Genomic DNA, 20,476 nt, shown 5'->3' with positions numbered 1-20,476 from the left:
ATACTGTTCCCTCAAACAAAATCATAAATAGTAAGAGCTATACGTAGGGTTTTAGTGATGCCGTGTAAACACTCTATATTTGTTATAGTCTTAAAACGAAAGACTTCTGAGTGCACACATTATTTTATGGTGGCGTTATACTTTTATTGTTTTTCTAGTTAATAGGAGGTATTAAATTGCTTGCAAGATGCTGTAATGTTACCCTATGCGACTTGCTTTGCTACAAGCAACCAGTTCAGAGCCTCCTCTTTCGCGATAAATTCTTTTGTTGAGTATGGCATCGACTGTACTGCTGTCATTTCGTAAATAGAATCAATAGCAATTTGCTCGTATAGGTCGTAACCGATAATATTAGCCACTTTTTTAAGATTAGAGTGCTGGAGTAGTTGTAGTGAGTGGTTAGAAACCCAAATCTAATCTTCAAATAAGGGAGCTGAAAGGCGACTGTAATCTGCCAGCACATACTCCACATTGTTTTCATATATGAACTCGGCGGCAAATAGCATATCTTTCCGAAGCGATTTGCTCGGGATGACACCTCTCCATTCACTCCACAAAAATTTTTTCCAAGGGCAGTATCTAATCGTTACATACTCTTTGTCTATGACAAGCGCCCACTTAATTCTCACCATTAGTTCAATTACAGTTTATAACTATATTATTATTTAATTGTACGTTTGTAACATACCACAGTTCCTTTTTGTTTTTATATAACTAAATAATTTTGGTAAACGATACCAAAAACAGTGTATAACCATTTGCAATAGCTTGATTAGTAGATTAGTTATCCTAATCCATATATGTTAATTTGACCATAAGTAATATTCCCATCATACTTTCTAAATAAATATTTACAAAGAGTTTTGCAGATATTTCCTTACCTAGATATGAGCATAACAACAGGAAAAAGTAAAGTATATAACCGGTGCCACTTTAAGGAGCGAAAACTGCAGCAGAGGTTTTAGTAGATGTTATAAGTATGATTACTAATCATAAAGATTCAATTATTCATAACATATTGTGAATCAAACAAATACTAATACGTATAAATAAATATGAGACACTTAATATACATATTTATACTAGTATTTTTCTTAGCTACTGAAGGTACTCCTGCACAGGCACAAACTCCACAGCAACAGCTGCGGCTACACCAAGCAGATTCTATCTACAAACTGCACGATTCTAAGGCAGCTGTAACCAAACGCAACTTAAAAGAAGCGGAGCGTGAATTGAAATCAGCTCAAAATCAGTATAAAGAAGCAAAAGCAGCACACAAAGAAGCAAGTAGAGCTGCTAAAGAAGCCAAAAAGATGGTTAAGCTGGAGCAAAAGGCTATCAAAGCTCGAAACAAAGCTGATGCGCAATCAGAAGCGTTTAACCAGTAAAGTATAATTGAGTTTTACATGGCTACTTGAAATATACAACACCAGGAGACATGTGTACTGCGAAGCTGCCAAAAGTAGTCTGCGCTGTACACATGCTAACAGGTTGTGGCAAGTTTAGAAAAGCGGGGTTATGAATGCAGTACTTTGATTCCCTTTATCTTAACTCTGCCAATTAGCTTTACATTTTATCTTAACTCTGCCAATTAGCTTTACATTTCTACAAAATCCTCCGCTTTAGGAAGTAATGCGAAGTGTTCGGCCAGTTCATCAGGTAGTACAGCCAGTTTCCTTTTCAATGTATCAATCCAGGCGCCCTCTACGAGTATGATGGCTGCTTTTACGCCATCTGCTTTAAAAATCTCATGTCGGATGGCCCACCTCGATCCGTCTTTTTTACTGCTATTAAGTGCGGTAGTAACTTTTAGCTCTTCGTTTATACCGACCTCGCGCAGGTACTTCGTTTCCTCCCTAAAAAGTATAGGACCAATGTGCAGGCGTTGGAATGTTTTTAAATCCAGGCCTAGTTCTTCCAGTGCTTCTATTCGGGCTTGTGCTGCAAAATCGGCGTAGGCGGAGTGGCGCATGTGCATGTTAGCATCCAGGTGCGACCACATTACTTTACCAGTGTAAGTATGGCTCATGTATCGTTTTCAGTTTATATCAATACCTTAACGTAAGGCTTTCGGCAAAGATAGGTTTTGAAAATGTAACACAATGTGCGTTGTTGTAAATGGGCTGATGTAGTACCACAATATTGCTTTATGTTTATACTTTAATTAGTACATTTACAGCCTGATAGCCATACTTTACTGCATTTATACTTTTAGCCTATGAGAACAGCTTTACTTTTTTTAATTCTATTTATTTCATCAAGTACTACTTTCTCTCAAATACCGGGTTTTTCTTTAAATAAAATGGTTGGTATTAAAGTAGATTATCCTTGGGGACTAACTATTGATAGCCACAATAACCTATACGTTTCAGATTGGCAGTTCCGTAAGTTCAATCAGGAAGGGGAACTTGATTGGCGTTATGAATTAAAGGGAATAGATAGCAATCATTACCGGGCATGTAACTTAGCTACTGACAAAGAAGATAACCTTTATCTTGTAAATTACTCCAACTCAAAAGTGATGAAATTTGACAAGGAGGGAAATCTATTGTTGGAGTTTGGCTCCTTTGGTAGTGATCCAGAGCAGTTGAAGTATCCTGAAGACATAACCGTTGACGATAATGGTTTCATTTATGTGCTCGATACCGGAAACGACCGTGTTCAAAGGTATTCAAACACAGGTATTTTAGTTCACAGCTTCAAATTGACATCACCAGACCTTAATTATGTGGATGCAACAGGAATTGCATTAGATAGTGACAACAACATCTATGTAGTTGATGGCTATAATAGTAAAACTGTTCACAAATATTCTGAAGATGGTCAATTACTAGTAGATTTTCGCATTGCAAATGGAGGCAAGTACCTGTACAACCCATACAAAATTGCTATAGATTCTAATGGACAGGTGTTTGTATCAGATCTAAATGCAAGAAAAATATTGGTTTTCAATACATCAGGAGTTTACCAACGGGAAATAAGTTACAGAAGTGGAGTTGGTATGCTTGATGGTACCAAAATACACTTGGCTTTAGATACAGAAAATAACTTATATGTCTCAGACAGTCGCCATCATGGTGATAGTCAAATCCTTAAATTCAGCAATAGTGGTCAGGTACTTCAGAAATGGGGAGATACTTATAAATCTTCAGGTTTTTCTATAGATAATATAGGCAACGTACTTTTCCTTGACTACCGTGGAGTAATCACAAAATTTAACGGCGAGGGAAAGAAAATTTTACAATTTGGACCTACAATATCAGATGGACTATGGATTAATTCTACTGAAAGAATTGAACAGGATATTCACGGCAACATTTATATTTTAGAAAGTAATAAGCACGGGTTTGGTAAACCCTGCATCTGGAAATTTAGCCCAACAGGAAAATATATAAACAAGTACACTGACTTCGGCAATGATCTGAATACAGGACATTATTTTTCTGGCTTGGCAATAGATCTAGCGGGCAATATATATTTATCGGATTACTATGGAAACAGTATACTAAAGCTTAGTGCTACTGGTCAATTTATACAAAAAATAAAATCTGGCTTCGAAGAGTCAACCAGAATGCGTAATCCATTAGATATTGCCGTAGACCCTTTAGGCTATATTTATACAACAGACTTTGATGGAGATCGTGTACAGAAGTTTTCCCCTAAAGGAGAGTTTGTAAAGCAATTTGGCGGTTTTTCTCTCAACCAGATTGATATTGAAACAAAAGTTGACTTGGACGTTGATGATTCAGGAAATGTGTATGTAACATCAAAAGTTAAAGATCGGAAGTTAAATGTATACAATACGGATGGTGTGCTACTTTATCAATCAGCGGATGAGATAGCCTGGGTAGATGTTAATGGTAAAGCAAGTAAGTTAATTGTGTACGATGGGAGAAGTGAAGCATACACCCTTTATACATCTGATAGCTATGTCGAATCTAACAGGTATGTATCTGGCACAGTTTACTATGATAAAAATTTAAACTGCAAACATGAACCGGAAGAAGAGACTTTGGAAGGTATAGTGGTCATGGCTACTCCGGGTCCATACTACGGTGTAACTAATGCAAACGGCATTTACTCACTCTCACTGGGTAAAGGAGAATATAATATATCACAGATACTACCGAGTAAAGTAGGTCAGGAGATCAAACCAATTTGCCCTGAAGCCAACCAAGTTATATCCGTAAGCGAAAGTACTCAACATATTGAAAACATAAACTTCGCCAACCAAGTCACCCTCTCCCCCTACCTCTCTGTCAGTGTATCCTCCACGCGCCGCCGCCGTTGCTTCGACAGCACCACCAAACTTACCTATACCAACTCAGGCTTTGCCCCTGCCACTAACGCCAAAGTATACTTCCAATTGCCAAAAGAGGTAGAACTGCTCTCAGCAGACAAACCCTATACCCGGCTGCCAAATGGCACGTATGTGTTCGATGCAGGAACCGTTAATCCTGGCCAGACAAGCGTGATAACCATACAGGACAAAGTAGTTTGCGGCGACGAAAGTATACGCGGCCTTACCGTGTGCACCAAAGCCTGGATAACCCCGGGAGACCAGAGCCCCACTGCTCCGCCTTCTGCTGTTGCTACCATTACAGGCAAATGCGATTTCGAATCGGGAATGGTACGATTTGTAATCAAAAATTCAGGGCAGGCTGACATGGACTCCCGTAAGGTGTTCAGGTTATTCGTTGATGGCCAGCTGGCAACAGTGGAGGAGTACAAACTTACCGCAGGCGACAGCTTGGTTTTCTGGATACCGGCAGGAGGTAAAACAGTTAGGCTGGAAGCTGATCAACCAAACGGAAACGGCGATAACAAGCTGGCCAGCGCAACAATAGAAGGATGCCGTGTTGCAGCAACCCGTGAAGCCTTTAGCACTGGCTTTGTAAACGCCATGCCAACCGATGATGAAGAGGCCGAAGTGGCAGAAGAATGCCTTCCGATCATCGACTCGTTCGACCCTAATGACAAGCTAGTATCGCCGGTGGGTTTGACGGAAGAAAACTATACACCAACAGGAGCAACCTTAAAGTATAAAATACGATTTCAAAATACAGGTACGGATGTGGCTTATCGTGTAGTGGTAGTAGACACCTTATCAGAGCAACTGGACCTGAGCACACTGCAGCTAGGTTCAACCTCGCATACAGCACGTTTTGAAGTAAGCGGCAAAGGCAAACCCGTACTCACCTGGACCTTTGATAACATCATGCTACCCGATAGCACAACCAACGAACCGGCTAGCCATGGATATATCCAGTTCAGCATTAAACCAAAAGCAGATTTGCCAGCGAAAACAGCCGTAGAAAACTTTGCTGATATCTTTTTTGACTACAACTCTCCGGTACGCACTAATACTACTGTTAACCGCATCTACAACATGCCACCAGTAGTAAACGAAAACGTGAAGCTGAATGCTGAGGACATTATTGCAAGCCCAAGTATAAGTACCTTCTCTCCTGCTGCAGGAAAGTTGGGAACTGAGGTTATACTTAGCGGCAGCAAATTTTCTGCCCGTGCTACCGAAAACAAAGTATATTTTAACGGTGTGCAGACTACGGTAATCAGCTCCACGGCAGAAGCATTAAGAGTACTGGTACCGGTAGCCGCTGCCACTGGCAAACTGAAAGTTGTTACACCCGATGGAGCTGCCAGCACTACAGAAACTTTTGAAGTATACCAGCCTCCCATTATAAGCAGCTTTAGCCCTGCCGAAGGAGTGATTGGCGCTACTGTTACGCTACAAGGCCAGCACCTTGACTCCAGCCTGTTACATAGTATAAAACTAGGTAACTTAACATGTGAGATAATAGACCACTACGATAATACTTTAGTCGTTAAGATACCAGCTCAGGCAACCACAGCCAAGTTTGAGATAACTACAAAAGGGGGAGAAATCTTAAGCTCTAACGCCTATGTAGTATGGCACAAGCCAAGCATCGGCAGCTTGAGCAAACAAAAAGATAAAGTTGGCGCCACTGTCTCTATTGTCGGAGAAAACTTTGCTACTGCTGTAGAACGAAACAAAGTGTACTTTGGACAGGCGCTGGCGCATATAGTAACCGCTACTACCACCCAGTTAACCGTAAGAATACCTCAAGATGCCACCTCAGGATATATTACTGTAGAAACCCCAGGCGGCAAGGCAAGTAGCGCTGTTTATTTTGATGTGATTCCTGCTCCCGTTTTCGAAGCTATGTCTCCAGTAAAAGGCGCTGTTGGCACCACCGTAGAAATTACCGGCAGCCACTTCCGCACACTGGGCATTCAGGATGAGATATTTTTTAATGGTGAGAAGGCCTTGATACTGGAGGCGTCGGCAACTAAGTATAAAGTGCAGGTGCCGCGTGGAGCAACAACCGGCAAAGTCTCTGTGCATGGTATTGGCGGTGCAGCCACAAGCACTACAGATTTTATGTTAGAAATGCTAACGCCAGACCAGGCTATTGCCGTATACCCGAACCCTACTAATAACAAGTTTACCATAAGTTTTTTACATGCTGATTTTGATGTGCAGGAGGTACAGCTTTATACTTCGGTAGGTAAACTAGTGTACACAGCCACGCTTACAAAGCCACGACCTGAAAAACTTGACGTAGATATTGATGGAGTAAAGGCGGGAATGTACCTGCTTCAGATTAAAACAGATCGCGGGATTATCACCAAAAAATTAAGTGTGCTATAGTATGAAAATAAATTTATTAGGTTTAATCACCATGTTTTTGTTACCATGCTTGCTCAGGCACAGGAGCAGCCTGTAGCATTGTGGCAGCAAGAGGTCATAAACTTAGAGGCTGAGCTAAACAACATGTACGCAGCCCCGAAAAAACACTGCTTCCAAAGCAGGCGCTCAAAAAGTTTAAGGGGCTGGAGTTCTTTCCTGCTGATAGTAATCATTGTATAGCAGCCCAGTTCGCCATAACCCCTGATCAGCTTCCGTTTACCATGCCTACCACCACAGGCAGCCGGGCCATCTGAGAAAAGTATGGCGAACTGCACTTGTAAACTACAAGGCAAGCCACTTATGCTTACCATATACCAGAGCCACGATCTCTGGTTAAAGGAAGAGTATAAAGACTACCTGTTCCTTCCATTCACGGATGCTACCAAAGGCATAACCTCCTACGGCGGATACCGCTATTTGGACCTGCGTATACCAAAAAGCAACACCCTCATGCTTGACTTGAACAAAACTTATAACACCTACTGCGCCTACAACTACAACTACAACTACAACTACAACTACAACTACTTCTGCCCCATTACTCCCAAGGAGAATAAGCTGACGCTTGAGAATAGAGCCGGCGTAATGGATCTTAACTAAAGGTAGAAGTTGTCATTTCGAGCACCGCGAGAAATCCGGAGCATTTCATAATACTACAATATTTCAGATTTCTCGCGGTGCTCTCGAAATGACAGCCTGTATATCACCCCATCAATTCTTAATTTGTAATTTATAATTAGTAATTACTCAAATCACCTCCTATCACTCAACAAGCTCATTGACTTTACCAGATTTATAAACTCAATACGATATCCTTCTCTGTCTTTACCTCTGCCACCTTCTGCCAGTTCCAGAATCATCGGGTAAGAGGCGTTGCCCTTGAATTCAGAGTCGCGGAGGAGCATACCATAGGCAGCCACTGCAGCAGAAAAACGGAAGTCATCGGAGGTGTTGTTTACTGCTACGGCTTTATCTGTTACTGTAGTAGAGATCAACTTGCTTTGCGAGCCATTAGGGTCTTTGTAACGTAGCTTCAGGGTCAGGATTTCGTTTGTTCGATTCGCATTTGGCTCCAGCTCTGTTTTCTGATACTTTAACGGGTCTACGTCCCCTGCTGCTTTAGTATCAGACTTGGAACTGGCCGGTACAATTTCATATAAAGCCGTTACGGTGTGCCCGGATCCCAGATCACCGGCATCTTTTTTATCATCGTTAAACTCCTCATCAGCAAGTGCTCGGTTTTCATAGCCAATCAGTCGGTAAGATTTTACTTTAGCCGGGTTAAACTCCAGTTGCAGCTTTACGTCTTTGGCAATCGTAAACAAGGTGCCGCCAAACTCATTCACAAACACCTTCTTTGCCTCCAGAATATTGTCTACATACGCATAGTTGCCATTGCCTTTGTCAGCCAGTTGTTCCATTCGAGAATCTTTCAGGTTGCCGGTACCAAAACCCAGCACCGTTAAAAACACACCCGACTCACGTTCCTTTTCAATCAGGCGCTGCAGTTCACTGTCGCTGCTCACGCCTATGTTAAAGTCACCGTCAGAGGCAAGTATAACCCGGTTGTTTCCGTCCTGCATAAAGTTATCCTGTGCCACCTTGTAGGCTAGCTTAATACCGGCACCGCCTGCTGTAGAACCACCTGCCTCCAGGGCATCAATCGCTTGCAGCATATCTTTCTTTTTATTTGTAGAAGGCAATACCAAACCGGCTGCTCCGGCATAAACCACAATGGCAACTTTATCCTGTGGCCGTAACTGCTCCACCAGCAATTTAAACCCAGATTTTACCAACGGCAGTTTATCCGGTGACATCATAGAGCCTGACACATCAATTAAAAATACCAGGTTAGACGACGGCAGATTATCTGTAGGTATGTTTTTGCCCTGCAGGCCGATGTGCAGCAGCTGGTTATCTTTATTCCAAGGGCACTCCGAAAGTTCTGTATATACCGAGAATGGCGCATCGCCTGTTGGTTGTTTGTAGTCGTAGGTAAAATAATTAACCATTTCCTCTATGCGCACAGCGTCTACAGGTGGCTTTTGTCCCTGGTTCAGGAAGCGGCGCACGTTGCTGTACGAGGCATTGTCCACATCAATAGAGAAGGTTGACAAAGGGTTTCTCTTGGCGTTCTGAAAAGTACTTTCTTTGATGTAGTTGTAATTTTCGGTATTGTGCATGGGCGCATTCATGTCGTAAGACACGTAAGTTTGTGTAGCCACGCCCCGAATTCTGACACTAGCCACCTTTCCAGCCAAGGCCCTTCCATATCCGGTTACAACCACCTCCTGCAGTTGCTTATTATCCACCTCCATGGCCACATCCAGCTGCTGTTTGGCACCTACTTTCACTTCTTTGGTATTGTAGCCGATAAACCGGAATACAAGTATGGCTTTGTTGTTGGGTACACTTATACTGTACTTGCCGTGCTGGTCGGTGCTGGTACCGGTGCTTGTTCCCTTCAGCATTATGGTTACCCCAGGTAAGGGATGGCCTCCGTTTGCATCGGTAACGGTCCCGGTAATCATACGTCCTTGTGCAATTGCCTGCAGCCCGATCATCATAAGGGCAAGCAGTAAGTAGATGTGCTTTTTCATGGCTTTTGTGTTTTGGTTTACTAGTGGATGCAGCCTTCACACACTTTCCATAAAAAATTCTGGAAAATTTTTATTTTCTTTAGATGATGGTCTTAAGCGAGATGTTGCTTTGCATCTTTCAGGTACTTTGCGTTTAAATAAAAAACAGAAGACGAAAATCCTGACAGCAAGTACTGTAATCCATTATAACAGCTAAGTATAATTTAATGCTACCCTTCTTCCTCAGGCTATTTACCAACGGCAAGGCGCCTCCCGGCGACGAGGAATTGCTGCGCCTCTACCAACAGACGGGTGAGTTGGAGCATTTGGGAGAACTGTATCAGCGACACTCGGAAATGGTATACCTGGTTTGCCTGAAATACCTGAAGGATGAGGAAGAAAGCAAAGATACCACCATGCAGCTGTTTGAACACATTGCAGAGGCGCTGCTAAAGCACGAAGTAAGCAACTTTAAAAGCTGGCTGCACAGCACTACCCGTAATTTTTGCCTGATGCAACTTAGGGCTGGCAAAAAGGTGCAACGTATAGCTTTAGAAGATTCTCCTCCCCTGTTTATGGAAAATGCGCCACCCATGCATCTAACAGAAGCAGAACAGGTTGAGGAAACGGAACAGGCTTTGCGGCAGGCCCTGCAGGAGTTGCCACCTGAACAACGCCGATGCATCGAACTGTTTTACCTGCAGCAAAAAAGTTACAAAGAAATAAGCGCCTTAACCGGTTGCGATCTAAACAAAGTAAAAAGTTATATCCAGAACGGGAAACGAAACCTGAAACTATACCTGGAGAAAAAACATGCACCAAAATAACCGACATATACTTTGGGAACCGGGAGACCATCCGTCTGTGGAGCTGCTGCGCCAGTACCACGATAACACCCTGCCCCATTCCTTGCATCACCAGTTGGAGCGCCACCTGCTGGACTGCGACTTGTGCTCGGATGTGCTGGAAGGTATGGCTATTTCGGATGCAGGCAAAACAGCGGCTGCTGTTAAAAGTATAAACAAACTAGTTGCAGCCAGAACCAAGCAACAGAAGCGCCGGCCGGTAACAACTGTAAGTATAGCCGCAGCTATTCTGGTGTTACTATGCTCAACAGTATTGGTGTTTTACTACAACTACAGAGAACTGAAGCAGGAACAAAGTATAGCCGCAACAGAAACGGCCCTTCAGGAAGCTATGAAACCAGCATATGAGCCTGTTGCAGATTCAGAAGAAAGTATAGCTGAGGCTGCCCCGGATACCGTGCGCCCTAAATTGATTGTAGCGTCTCCTTCACAAAGTCGGCCAAGGTATACGCCACCTGTTGTAGTAGCAGATCGTGAGGCTGAGGTTGTAGAAGATGTTTTGGTACAGGAAGATGCTAAGCCAGATACGTTGTTCTTAAACCCAATAAAGCTAGCCGATGCTCCTGCCATTGCCAAAACAACAGCACCTACCGAAGCTGTAAAGTCTTTAGGCTACCAGAGCAGAAACACGCTGGTACCAGAATCTACTTCTGTAGAACGGGCATTAGTAGGAAAAGCAGCTGGCATAAGGATAAGAGGAATAAACTCCGTTGCCATAAAGCAGGTACAGGGGCAGGTGCTTTCGTCGGATGGGCAGCCTTTGCCGGGTGTGGCCGTAACAATAAAAGGAACAAATTCCGGTGTGGCTACCGATTCTAATGGCAACTTCACAATCAGTTTACCACAGGATAATACAACACTGGCCTTCAGCTTTATCGGTTTTGAGCGAGAAGAAAAAAGCATCGATGCCAGTACTCAAAACCTGACCGTAAACCTGAAGGAGGATACCAGGGCACTTAGCGAAGTGGTGGTGACAGGCTACGCAAAAACCACTGCACCCCCTCCTGCCATCGTAGCTGCCCGACCCGCTGCCGGCATACGTGCTTATAAAAAATATCTTGAAGAAAATATCCGTTATACTTCAAATTCTAAGAAAGGACGTGTGGTGGTGCAGGCAACCGTAGGCGCCACCGGCGAACTGCAAGACCTGAAGGTAGTAAAAAGCCTTTGCACCAGCTGCGACCAGGAAGCCTTACGACTAATAAAAGAAGGACCTGCCTGGAAGCCATCTACCAGCAACGGAAGTGCTAAAGCGCAGCAAGTAAAAATAACAGTGCGGTTTAAGCCGTAAATAGTTAGCAAACATGGTTAAAGAACTTAAACAAAACTGGGATACACTGTGCAGCAAGTATACTGCTGATGCTTACTTAACAGAAAATCTATGGCAAGAGCTGGAGCAGGCGTATACTTCCGAAGGCCGGTATTACCACAACCTCAACCACCTGGCTTACATGCTGGAACTGGCAGAAAAGTATAAGCACGAAAGTATAAAGTACGACCTGTTGCAATTTGCCATCTTTTACCACGATATTGTATACACTCCTACCCAAACCGACAACGAAGAAAAAAGCGCCCAACTTGCAGAAGAACAGTTGCATCAGATAAGTTTACCGGAGGATGAAATTGCCCAGGTTAAAAGTATGATTCTGTCAACTAAAAATCACCAGCAAAACAACAATATCACCACTGACTTTCTATTGGACCTAGACTTGGCTATACTTGGCGCTGGTTGGCAAAAATATAATGTATACCGACAGGCCATACGTAAAGAGTATAGCATGTATAGTGACGCAACTTACCAAACTGGCAGACAAAGTATACTCCAGCGCTTTCTGGCTCAGCCCTACATTTTTAAAACTCCATTTTTCCGGGAACGGCTAGAGCTACAGGCAAGGGAAAACCTGCGCATGGAGCTGGATATGCTGCGGTAGGGAGAAAACCAAACAGGGTGCGAGCTAAAAGTTTTATACTGTTCCATATTCGGTTCGGCTCTTTTAGAATGGTCAGCACCAACAGTAGTAGAAAACTATCTTCTTAAGGGGATTATTGGAAAGTTTGAATCACTGGATAGACACAAAAGTTATGACTATGCAGATGCAATTACTCCCTTAGTTTTCTTATGTAGACAATTTCTTTAACGATTGCCCTATACGAGTAAAATACTAGCATTGAATAAGGTATACATACCTACCATTTCCGCTGAAATTTGCTTAGCTTGAACAGAAGTGTGGCTATACTCCGTAACAAGCTCTATGAACCGAAAAGAACTTATCCCGATCCAACTGCTGCCCCTCGGCGACAAAGCCATTGTGTTGCAGTTTGAAGAGGATGTATCGGAAGCCACACATGCTAAAATCCAGGCCGTAGCCCGTTACCTGGACCGCCACCCTATCCCTGGCATTCTGGAATACGTACCCGCCTACACCACCCTCACCGTTTATTATAACCCATGGCTACTCAGCAACAAAGGTAAAACCGACCCTTATGACAAAGTAATATCCATACTGCAAGAGGTGTTAACAAAAACCAGGGAGCAAAAAGCAAACGGCAGCAGGATAGTAGAAATACCTGTTTGCTACGGAGGGAGGTATGGTCCTGACCTAATGGAGGTTGCAAGCCATAACAAGCTAACACCAGCAAAAGTGATCGAGCTGCATAGCAAAAGAGTATACCTGGTACACATGATAGGCTTTGCCCCCGGATTTCCTTACCTCGGTGGCTTAGATAAACGCTTAGCCACCCCACGCAAAAACGAACCACGAGCAACTATACCCGCAGGCTCGGTAGGCATTGCAGGTACACAAACGGGAGTTTACCCTATTACTACACCGGGAGGCTGGCAACTGATCGGGCGCACGCCACTGGTGCTTTTCGACCCACAGCGGGAGCAGCCAAGTTTACTAAAAGCCGGCGATAGAGTAAGGTTTTTACCAGTTTCAGAAGAAGATTTTAAAAAGCACGAACAGCAGCATGAGCATTAAAGTGATTAAGCCTGGCTTACTGACAACGGTACAAGACTTGGGTAGGCATGGGCACCAACAGGAAGGCGTAATTGTAGCCGGAGCTATGGACCCCTTTGCACTGCGCATAGCTAATCTTTTGGTTGGGAATTCTGATAATACTGCTGCTTTAGAAATTACTCTTCAGGGCCCTACTTTATACTTTGAGAACGACCAGCTGATAGCTTTAGCAGGTGCCGACATGACACCGGTTATAAATAATGAGCCGGTACGCATGTGGCGGCCTATACTTTTAAGAGCTGGTAGCACTTTGGCTTTAAAAGGTGCAAGAGAGGGTTGCCGCACTTACCTGGCGGTTTCCGGCGGAATAGATGTGCCTGCTATACTTGGGAGCACCTCTACCTACCTGCGGGCAGGATTCGGAGGCTACCAGGGTAGAGCGTTACAAGTGGATGATGTTATTCCCTGCCAAACTCATACGCCAGTTGCTGCAGCACTTTTTACTAAGTTATCCGAACAGGCCGTTGGCAAATGGTTTGCGCAAACCTCCTGGACACTTGAGCCGCAGCCCTACATGGTGTACGAAGAGCAACCATTAATCAAAGCACTGCCAGGACCGGAGCATGAGCTGTTTAACGAAAGTAGCCAGCAGTATTTTTGGGAAGGTAAGTTTCAGGTAACATCACAATCCGACAGAATGGGTTACCGCCTCCTGGGGCAGGTGTTGCAACTTGCTCAACCCGAGGAAATGTTATCAAGTGCTGTGACTTTTGGCGCGGTGCAGGTGCCTCCGCAGGGCTCACCTATTATACTCATGGCCGACCACCAGACCACAGGGGGTTATCCACGCATTGCACAGGTAATATCAGCAGATCTTCCGAAGCTGGCGCAGGTACAGCCGGGCAGAAATATTCAGTTTAAAAAAGTAAATTTACAGGAGGCACATGCACTTTACATGCAACAGGAAGCAGACCTGGAGCAACTGAAAAGTGCCATCAGCCTGAAATTAAGAACATCATGAAACCATTTGCTGTAGAACCGCTCACCATAGATATTAACTGCGACATGGGCGAAAGCTTTGGCACCTATACCATAGGCAACGACGAGGCTATACTTCCATACGTTACTTCTGCTAACATTGCCTGCGGCTACCATGCCGGCGATCCATTGGTAATGCAGCGCACTATTCAGCTGGCACTGCAACATGGGGCAGCCATTGGTGCACACCCCGGCCTACCCGACCTAGCTGGATTTGGCCGAAGAGAAATGGCTGTTAGTGCCGCAGAAGTATATACCATGACGGTTTACCAGGTAGGGGCGCTGCAGGCTATGGCAAAGGCAGAGGGTATTACCCTGCATCATGTAAAACCACATGGAGCGCTTTACAACATGGCGGCTGTTAATCCTGCACTCGCACAGGCTATAGCACAAGCCGTTTACAAAACGTGTCCGGAGGCTATACTTTACGGCTTGGCTGGGAGCGCTTTACTAGATGCGGGCAAGGCTGCAGGCCTGAGAACAGCCAGCGAAGTTTTTGCAGACAGAACCTATCAACAAGATGGCACCCTCACCTCCCGCAAACTACCCGATGCTTTAATCACTGACCCGGAGAGAGCTGTGCAGCAGGTGCTGCGCATGATTACAGCTGGAAAGGTAAAGACGCAGCAAGGCAACGACATAAATATACAAGCTGATACTGTTTGCATTCACGGGGATGGACCGCATGCCCTGGATTTTGCACGTTACATAAACGACACACTCACTAAAAAAAGCATACAGCTAAAGGCGATCTAAGTATGGGTGAAAATAAAAACTGGGGTATACTTTTGGGCGCAGCCTTTCTAATGGCTACTTCTGCCGTTGGTCCCGGATTCCTGACGCAAACCACTGTTTTTACCCAAACTTTAGGTGCCAGCTTTGGCTTTGTTATACTTACCTCCATTATTCTGGATATCGGGGCACAGCTAAATGTATGGCGTGTAATTGCTGTATCGGAAAAACGTGCACAGGATATTGCCAACATCGTGCTGCCAGGGCTTGGGATGTTTATTTCGCTGCTTATTGTGCTGGGCGGATTTGCTTTTAACGTTGGCAACATTGGGGGCGCAGGGCTTGGCTTTAACGTATTGTTTGGATTAAGTGCAGAAGCAGGGGCCGTTATAGCTGCGGCCATTGCCATCGGTATTTTTCTGGTGCGCGAGGCCAAAAAAGTAATGGACCGGTTTGCCCAGGTAATGGGTTTGCTCCTCATTCTGCTGATGGTGTATGTAGCTTTTACCTCTGCCCCTCCCCTTGCCGAAGCAGCCATCAAAACCATACTTCCGGACCAAATCGACTTCGCTGCTATCGTTACACTTGTAGGTGGTACAGTGGGTGGCTACATAACCTTTGCAGGCGGCCATAGACTACTCGACGCGGGAATAAAAGGAAAGGCTGCGCTTCCGCAGGTTAACAGTAGTGCTGTATCAGGTATTACTATTGCCTCGGTAATTCGGGTTTTTCTGTTTTTGGCAGCGCTTGGGGTGGTAAGCAAAGGCTTGGTTCTAGATGAAAGCAATCCTCCTGCTTCTGTGTTTCAGTTGGCAGCCGGTGATATTGGCTATAAAATTTTTGGTGTGGTGATGCTCTCGGCGGCTATTACTTCTGTTATTGGTTCGGCTTATACTTCGGTATCGTTTATCAAGTCGTTTAAACCAGTATTTGAGAAGTATGAGAACTGGCTCATCATCGGGTTTATACTTATCTCTACGGTTATTTTTGTAACAATCGGCAGGCCGGTTCACCTGCTTATACTTGCCGGTGCTTTAAACGGTCTTATACTTCCTGTTACACTGGGTACTATAATTTGGGCAGCACATAAACGCAAAGTAGTAGGCGATTACAAACACCCGGTTATACTTACAATATTCGGTGTGCTGGTAGTGCTGGTGATGGCCTGGATGGGTGGCTATACTTTAGTGCAGCAACTGCCGGCTTTGTTTAAGTAGGCAGTTTACCTAAACTATTAATCCTTCAGTTCATCAAAGCTATACTTGGCGCCGCTCCAGAATTCGTCTAGGGCGATGATTCGGGGTTTGAAAAAGGAAATAAGCGCTGGCCAGTCGTTTTGGTTAAACACGCTTACATCCGGTAGCTCTTTATAGATTCTGCTAATGGTTCTGCCTTCACTGTTAGTAGTGTGCAGGTCCCACTCCCAAGGCTCTCCTACGTACTCGTGCAACAGGTTTTTTAATTCTTCAAACTGCTCAAAAAACAGCTCTTGTATCTCCGGGTCGGGGTGAGTTAATTCAATGGCAATAGACGCTGATCTTTTGTCGGCCTGCATCCGGAAATAAACGTGCTTTAACCCAGTTTTATAGTTAGACCAGTTAATTTTATAGCCATCAGCAGAAGGATGCGGCGCTATGTACTGTCCGAATGCAGTCCAGAATGACTGCCGTAGTTGAGATGCCTGTTCGCGGGAATACATGTATTAAAAAATTATACTTTGCTGATACGGCTATACATAACCAGCTGGCGAATTTAGTTTCACAAGAACTATTGCTCCTGCACGTGGTCTATAGTTTTTCGCTTATTTTCCTTAACCTCTTTAAAATAGCTGGGTGTTAGGCCTGTTACCTTTTTAAACTGATTTGAAAGGTGCGCAACACTGCTGTAGCCTAGTTGATAGGCGATCTCTTTCAGACTTAGCTCGTTGTACACCAGCAGTTCCTTTACGCGCTCTATGCGCTGCAGGATAAGGTACTTCTCTATAGTTATCCCCTCATGCGACGAGAAAAGCGAACTAAGGTAACTATAATCCATGCCCAGTTTTTCAGACAAATAATCTGATGTATTAATATGCAAATCTGCTTCCCCCTGGCGGTGCACCAGCTCAATTATTGCCAGCTTTACCTGTTCAATTAACTGCGTTTTTCGGTCATCCAGCAATTCAAATCCGTTGGCAGTCAGCGTTTCCCTTATCTGCTCTATGTTAAACGCATTGTCGGCTCTGCTGATCTCGGCCTCACCTAACGAAACCTGCAACACCTGATAACCTAATTTAGCAAGCTCCTCAGCCACAACACGGTTACACCGGGCGCATACCATGTTCTTAATGTGGAGTTTTAACGTTCCCATAGCTATTAATCTAAAAACATACCTTAAAACAACTGCTCAAAATTACAAAACAAAAGCCATTTACAGGTGTAGCAATATAGAAGTATGGCTCTATATTAAGAAAGTATATTTGATGTAAGAATGTTATAACCTTAATTTTATATCTCTAATACGCTCTTCATATCAACACGATATATATAAGAATATTACAAATTTAAAATTAAGAATGCATTAAATTTTAATTATTAGCTAATGTGTTTGATAAAATTGTTTAATTTGAAAGATATTTTTGCTCCTACTACGATGAACTTATTATAAGTAATTACTCTTAACGCCTAACAGTAGCGTTCACTTATAATTTACATGACTATATGATAACAAACGCACTTAAACTCTTTATTAAAACGCTGTATTTTTAAATACTCATGGGTCACCTGCACTCAGATTTTTACAAGCACCTACTACTAAACAGCACCGACCTGTTATCAGTTATCGATGAAACTGGAGTATATAAATATGTAGGCGACTCTGTTACTGCAATTCTAGGCTATACAGCGTCTGAAATGGTGGGCAAAAATGCCTTATCATACATCCACCCGGATGATTTAGACAAAGCGGTTTCTGTTTTACAAAAAGTAGTATCAACCGATAAAATAGTAAGCCCTCCTTACCGCTTCATGTCGAAGTATAATGGTTGGCGCTGGATTGAGAGCACTGTTACAAACCTGCTACACGACGAGCTTATTCAAGGTTTTGTAACCAACTCCAAAGATATTACCGAAACTATATCCCAACGGGAAGAAAAAGATCTGCACCAGGCGTATTACATATCTTTGTATGAGGCGCACCCGGATGTAGTTTTTATGCTTGACATTGCAGGAAACTTTACCTCCGTAAACAAGCAGTTCAAGAATAAATTAGGCTACCAAGAAGATGCCGTTCTGAAAGAGCACTTTCTTAAACTCGTTCACCCTGATGATTTTAACTATTCGCTGATAGCTTTCAAAAAAACATTAGAAGGCGAGTCGCAGGATATTTTGTTAAAAGTGCTGGATGTTGCCGGCAAGGTAAGGGTGATGAGTATAGCGGTGCTTCCTGTCTCTGTGGGTGGTACTATTATCGGAGTGCAGGGAATTGCCAAAGACGTTACTGTTGATATAGAGCACCAACACTTGATAAAAGCACATTCTGAACAGCTACGTAAGATTTTAAACAGTGTAACAGAACCATTCTTTGCCCTCGACGCAAACTGGTGTTATACTTTTGCAAATCAGGCTTACTGCAACCATATAAACAAGGAAGCCAAGGAGTTTATCGGGTTAGTTATCTGGGAGGTGTTTCCTGGTTTAATGGATAAAGACTTTTACTTAAGTTGCCTCCAGGTAGAAGCAACCGGTAAAACCGAATACCTGGAAGAAACCTATGACACCAATGGCCACCTAACACTGAGTTACAGCATATTTCCCTTTGATGGTGGGCTGGCTATTCACTTTATAGACACAACAGCAAAAAGTGCCCTCCACCGCGAAATGGAGAAATTGTCTTTTGTGGCCAGCAAAACAATTAACGGGGTTGTGATCATGGACCCTCAGGGCCGTATTGAATGGGTAAACGACGGGTTTACGAGGTTATCAGGGTATCTTAAAGAAGAAGTAATCGGCAAAGTTCCCAGCCAGTTGCTACAAGGGTATCAATCCGACACTGAAACAGAAAATTATATCCGCCAAAAGTATAAAGAGCAGGAACACTTTACAGCCGAGATACTTAACTACCGCAAAACCGGTGAGCCGTATTGGGTAAATATAGATGTTACCCCAATTAAAGATGCAACCGGTGAACTGGTAAACTATATCGCTTTACAAACAGATATAACTGAAAAGAAAAAAGCTGATGCCGAGCAGCTTAAATTAGCGGACGATCTGTATAAACAGAACCTGAATCTGCAGCAGTTTACTTACATGGTATCCCATAATCTCAGAGCACCTGTAGCAAATGCTTTAGGCTTATCAAGGTTGGCCAGAAAGGTGCAATTAGGCACAGGTCAGTTTGATAATATCATGGATAAGCTGGAAATGTCGATTACACAACTTGACAATGTAATCAAAGACATTAACTCAATTCTCTCAATCAAAGATGCAGACAGAACCCTGCCCCGCGAAAATGTTAACTTGCTCAACATTGTAGAGGAAGTACTTAGTCCTTTTCAGGATGAGTTGAGTATAAACAACGCCAAAGTAACTCTGGCTATTGACTGTAGTTACACCATGCTTTCCAACAAAGCCTACCTGTACAGTATAGTTCAGAACCTGGTGTCTAATGCTATCAAGTACCGCTCACCGGAAAGGCTCCTGCAAGTAGAAATCAGCGTAAGCAGAGATGCCCGTGGTTATGTTCTTAGCGTAAGCGACAATGGCCTGGGAATGGATATGGAGTTGGTTCAAAATCAACTTTTTAAATTGTACAAACGCTTTCATCCAAACACCCATGGCAAAGGCATTGGTTTGTTTCTGGTAAAAACGCAGGTGGAGACAATAGGCGGAAAAATTCTGGTAAAAAGCGAACCCGGAGCTGGTACAACCTTCACATTATTATTGGGTAACAAACATGTACAGTAAAGTTTTTATTGTTGATGATGATGAAATAAGTGTCTTTTTAACCGAGACACTATTGGAGATAGTACAGTTTACCCAATCATGTATAGGCTTTTCCTGTGCCACGCATGCCATTGCAGAAATTATTTCAGCAGTAACAGACAAAGCGTATCAGAAACTTCCGGATATTATTTTTCTGGATTTGAACATGCCTCATATGAGTGGGTGGGATTTCTTGGATAGATTACTGCCCTATGAGGAAGAATTACTTTCTAAATGCCAGATCTACATCCTTACCTCATCAGTAGATCAGGTTGATATGGACAAAGCCCAAAAGTATAAAGTTGTGTCTGGCTTTTTACAAAAACCCCTCGATGAGGAGATCATCAAACGTATAAGCAACAGCTGATGCATTTTGTACTATGGCAGTTCTTAAAAAAACAACTGCAGTTCTACAGTTTATGAACCAGTACAGTAGCAGACTACAAAACTAAAGGCACCATATCTCTTATTTTCAGAAAATAGTTTGCTGGCAAGCTATTTCAGTTTTGCATTTAATGCTACCTTATTGCCTTAAAAAGCACTATCAGAAACCTATACTTTTGAGTATCGTTTGATAAATTGAATATAGCTTTTCCAAGAACACCCA

General features: G+C 43.4%; 17 protein-coding genes. 12 read left to right on the top strand and 5 right to left on the bottom strand.

Translation table 11 applies throughout. The features are described from left to right. Window positions 1–203 precede the first annotated feature (203 nt). Window positions 204–359, bottom strand: coding sequence for a hypothetical protein (locus WG943_RS17335; protein ID WP_340410928.1), 156 nt, complete (start codon window positions 357–359; stop codon window positions 204–206). A 696-nt stretch (window positions 360–1,055) separates the two neighbouring features. Here WG943_RS17335 and WG943_RS17330 point away from each other — a divergent pair. Beyond that, window positions 1,056–1,388, top strand: coding sequence for a hypothetical protein (locus WG943_RS17330; protein WP_340410926.1), 333 nt, complete (start codon window positions 1,056–1,058; stop codon window positions 1,386–1,388). 209 nt (window positions 1,389–1,597) lie between these two features. Here the strand turns inward: WG943_RS17330 and WG943_RS17325 are convergent, their stop codons facing one another. Next, window positions 1,598–2,029: an acyl-CoA thioesterase gene (locus tag WG943_RS17325; RefSeq protein WP_340410925.1), complete on the bottom strand. Its 432-nt coding sequence runs from the start codon at window positions 2,027–2,029 to the stop codon at window positions 1,598–1,600. A 189-nt stretch (window positions 2,030–2,218) separates the two neighbouring features. On the opposite strand from WG943_RS17325, the gene WG943_RS17320 reads away from it, so the two are divergent. Together WG943_RS17320 and WG943_RS17315 are read left to right on the top strand one after the other, a co-directional pair. Then, window positions 2,219–6,694: a DUF7619 domain-containing protein gene (locus WG943_RS17320; RefSeq protein ID WP_340410924.1), complete on the top strand. Its 4,476-nt coding sequence runs from the start codon at window positions 2,219–2,221 to the stop codon at window positions 6,692–6,694. Window positions 6,695–6,994: 300 nt separating this feature from the next. Then, a complete protein-coding gene (locus WG943_RS17315; protein ID WP_340410923.1) occupies window positions 6,995–7,333 on the top strand; it encodes a DUF1684 domain-containing protein in 339 nt (112 codons plus the stop codon). 152 nt (window positions 7,334–7,485) lie between these two features. Here WG943_RS17315 and WG943_RS17310 read toward each other — a convergent pair whose 3' ends face one another. After that, a complete protein-coding gene (locus WG943_RS17310; protein WP_340410922.1) occupies window positions 7,486–9,333 on the bottom strand; it encodes a vWA domain-containing protein in 1,848 nt (615 codons plus the stop codon). 206 nt (window positions 9,334–9,539) lie between these two features. Here WG943_RS17310 and WG943_RS17305 point away from each other — a divergent pair, with 206 nt between their 5' ends. The 7 genes from WG943_RS17305 to WG943_RS17275 all read left to right on the top strand — a co-directional run bounded on the left by WG943_RS17305 (window position 9,540) and on the right by WG943_RS17275 (window position 16,125). Continuing rightward, complete coding sequence (locus WG943_RS17305; RefSeq protein WP_340410921.1) at window positions 9,540–10,139, top strand: RNA polymerase sigma factor; 600 nt, start codon at window positions 9,540–9,542, stop codon at window positions 10,137–10,139. Then, the gene (locus WG943_RS17300; RefSeq protein ID WP_340410920.1) at window positions 10,126–11,469 is read left to right on the top strand and encodes a TonB family protein; all 1,344 of its coding nucleotides are present in this window, start codon (window positions 10,126–10,128) and stop codon (window positions 11,467–11,469) included. The genes WG943_RS17305 and WG943_RS17300 overlap by 14 nt, the downstream gene beginning before the upstream one ends. A gap of 13 nt (window positions 11,470–11,482) precedes the next feature. Continuing rightward, a complete protein-coding gene (locus WG943_RS17295; protein WP_340410919.1) occupies window positions 11,483–12,109 on the top strand; it encodes an HD domain-containing protein in 627 nt (208 codons plus the stop codon). Window positions 12,110–12,430: 321 nt separating this feature from the next. Next, window positions 12,431–13,159, top strand: coding sequence for a 5-oxoprolinase subunit PxpB (gene pxpB / locus WG943_RS17290; RefSeq protein ID WP_340410918.1), 729 nt, complete (start codon window positions 12,431–12,433; stop codon window positions 13,157–13,159). Then, a complete protein-coding gene (locus WG943_RS17285) occupies window positions 13,149–14,159 on the top strand; it encodes a 5-oxoprolinase subunit C family protein (protein ID WP_340410916.1) in 1,011 nt (336 codons plus the stop codon). The genes pxpB and WG943_RS17285 overlap by 11 nt, the downstream gene beginning before the upstream one ends. Continuing rightward, window positions 14,156–14,932 carry a LamB/YcsF family protein gene (locus WG943_RS17280; protein ID WP_340410915.1) on the top strand — a complete coding sequence of 259 codons (777 nt, stop codon included), beginning with the start codon at window positions 14,156–14,158 and terminating at the stop codon, window positions 14,930–14,932. Before WG943_RS17285 ends, WG943_RS17280 begins: the two co-directional genes overlap by 4 nt. 2 nt (window positions 14,933–14,934) lie before the next feature. Continuing rightward, window positions 14,935–16,125, top strand: a complete 1,191-nt coding sequence (locus tag WG943_RS17275) for an NRAMP family divalent metal transporter (RefSeq protein WP_340410914.1) — start codon at window positions 14,935–14,937, stop codon at window positions 16,123–16,125. A gap of 17 nt (window positions 16,126–16,142) precedes the next feature. Here WG943_RS17275 and WG943_RS17270 read toward each other — a convergent pair whose 3' ends face one another. Both WG943_RS17270 and WG943_RS17265 read right to left on the bottom strand, forming a co-directional pair. Then, entirely contained in the window at window positions 16,143–16,607 is a 465-nt protein-coding gene (locus WG943_RS17270; RefSeq protein WP_340410913.1) for a DUF4268 domain-containing protein, read from the bottom strand. Window positions 16,608–16,675: 68 nt separating this feature from the next. Then, window positions 16,676–17,257 (bottom strand): AraC family transcriptional regulator, encoded by a 582-nt coding sequence (locus tag WG943_RS17265; protein ID WP_340410911.1) that lies wholly within the window; start codon window positions 17,255–17,257, stop codon window positions 16,676–16,678. A 404-nt stretch (window positions 17,258–17,661) separates the two neighbouring features. Here WG943_RS17265 and WG943_RS17260 point away from each other — a divergent pair, with 404 nt between their 5' ends. After that, window positions 17,662–19,851, top strand: coding sequence for a PAS domain S-box protein (locus tag WG943_RS17260; RefSeq protein WP_340410909.1), 2,190 nt, complete (start codon window positions 17,662–17,664; stop codon window positions 19,849–19,851). Further along, window positions 19,841–20,236 carry a response regulator gene (locus tag WG943_RS17255; protein ID WP_340410907.1) on the top strand — a complete coding sequence of 132 codons (396 nt, stop codon included), beginning with the start codon at window positions 19,841–19,843 and terminating at the stop codon, window positions 20,234–20,236. The genes WG943_RS17260 and WG943_RS17255 overlap by 11 nt, the downstream gene beginning before the upstream one ends. Window positions 20,237–20,476 lie beyond the last annotated feature (240 nt).

Source organism: Pontibacter sp. H249 (assembly GCF_037892465.1).
Taxonomy (GTDB): domain Bacteria; phylum Bacteroidota; class Bacteroidia; order Cytophagales; family Hymenobacteraceae; genus Pontibacter.
Note: the sequence above shows the minus strand (reverse complement) of the source record. Positions and strands in the feature narration are given on the sequence as shown.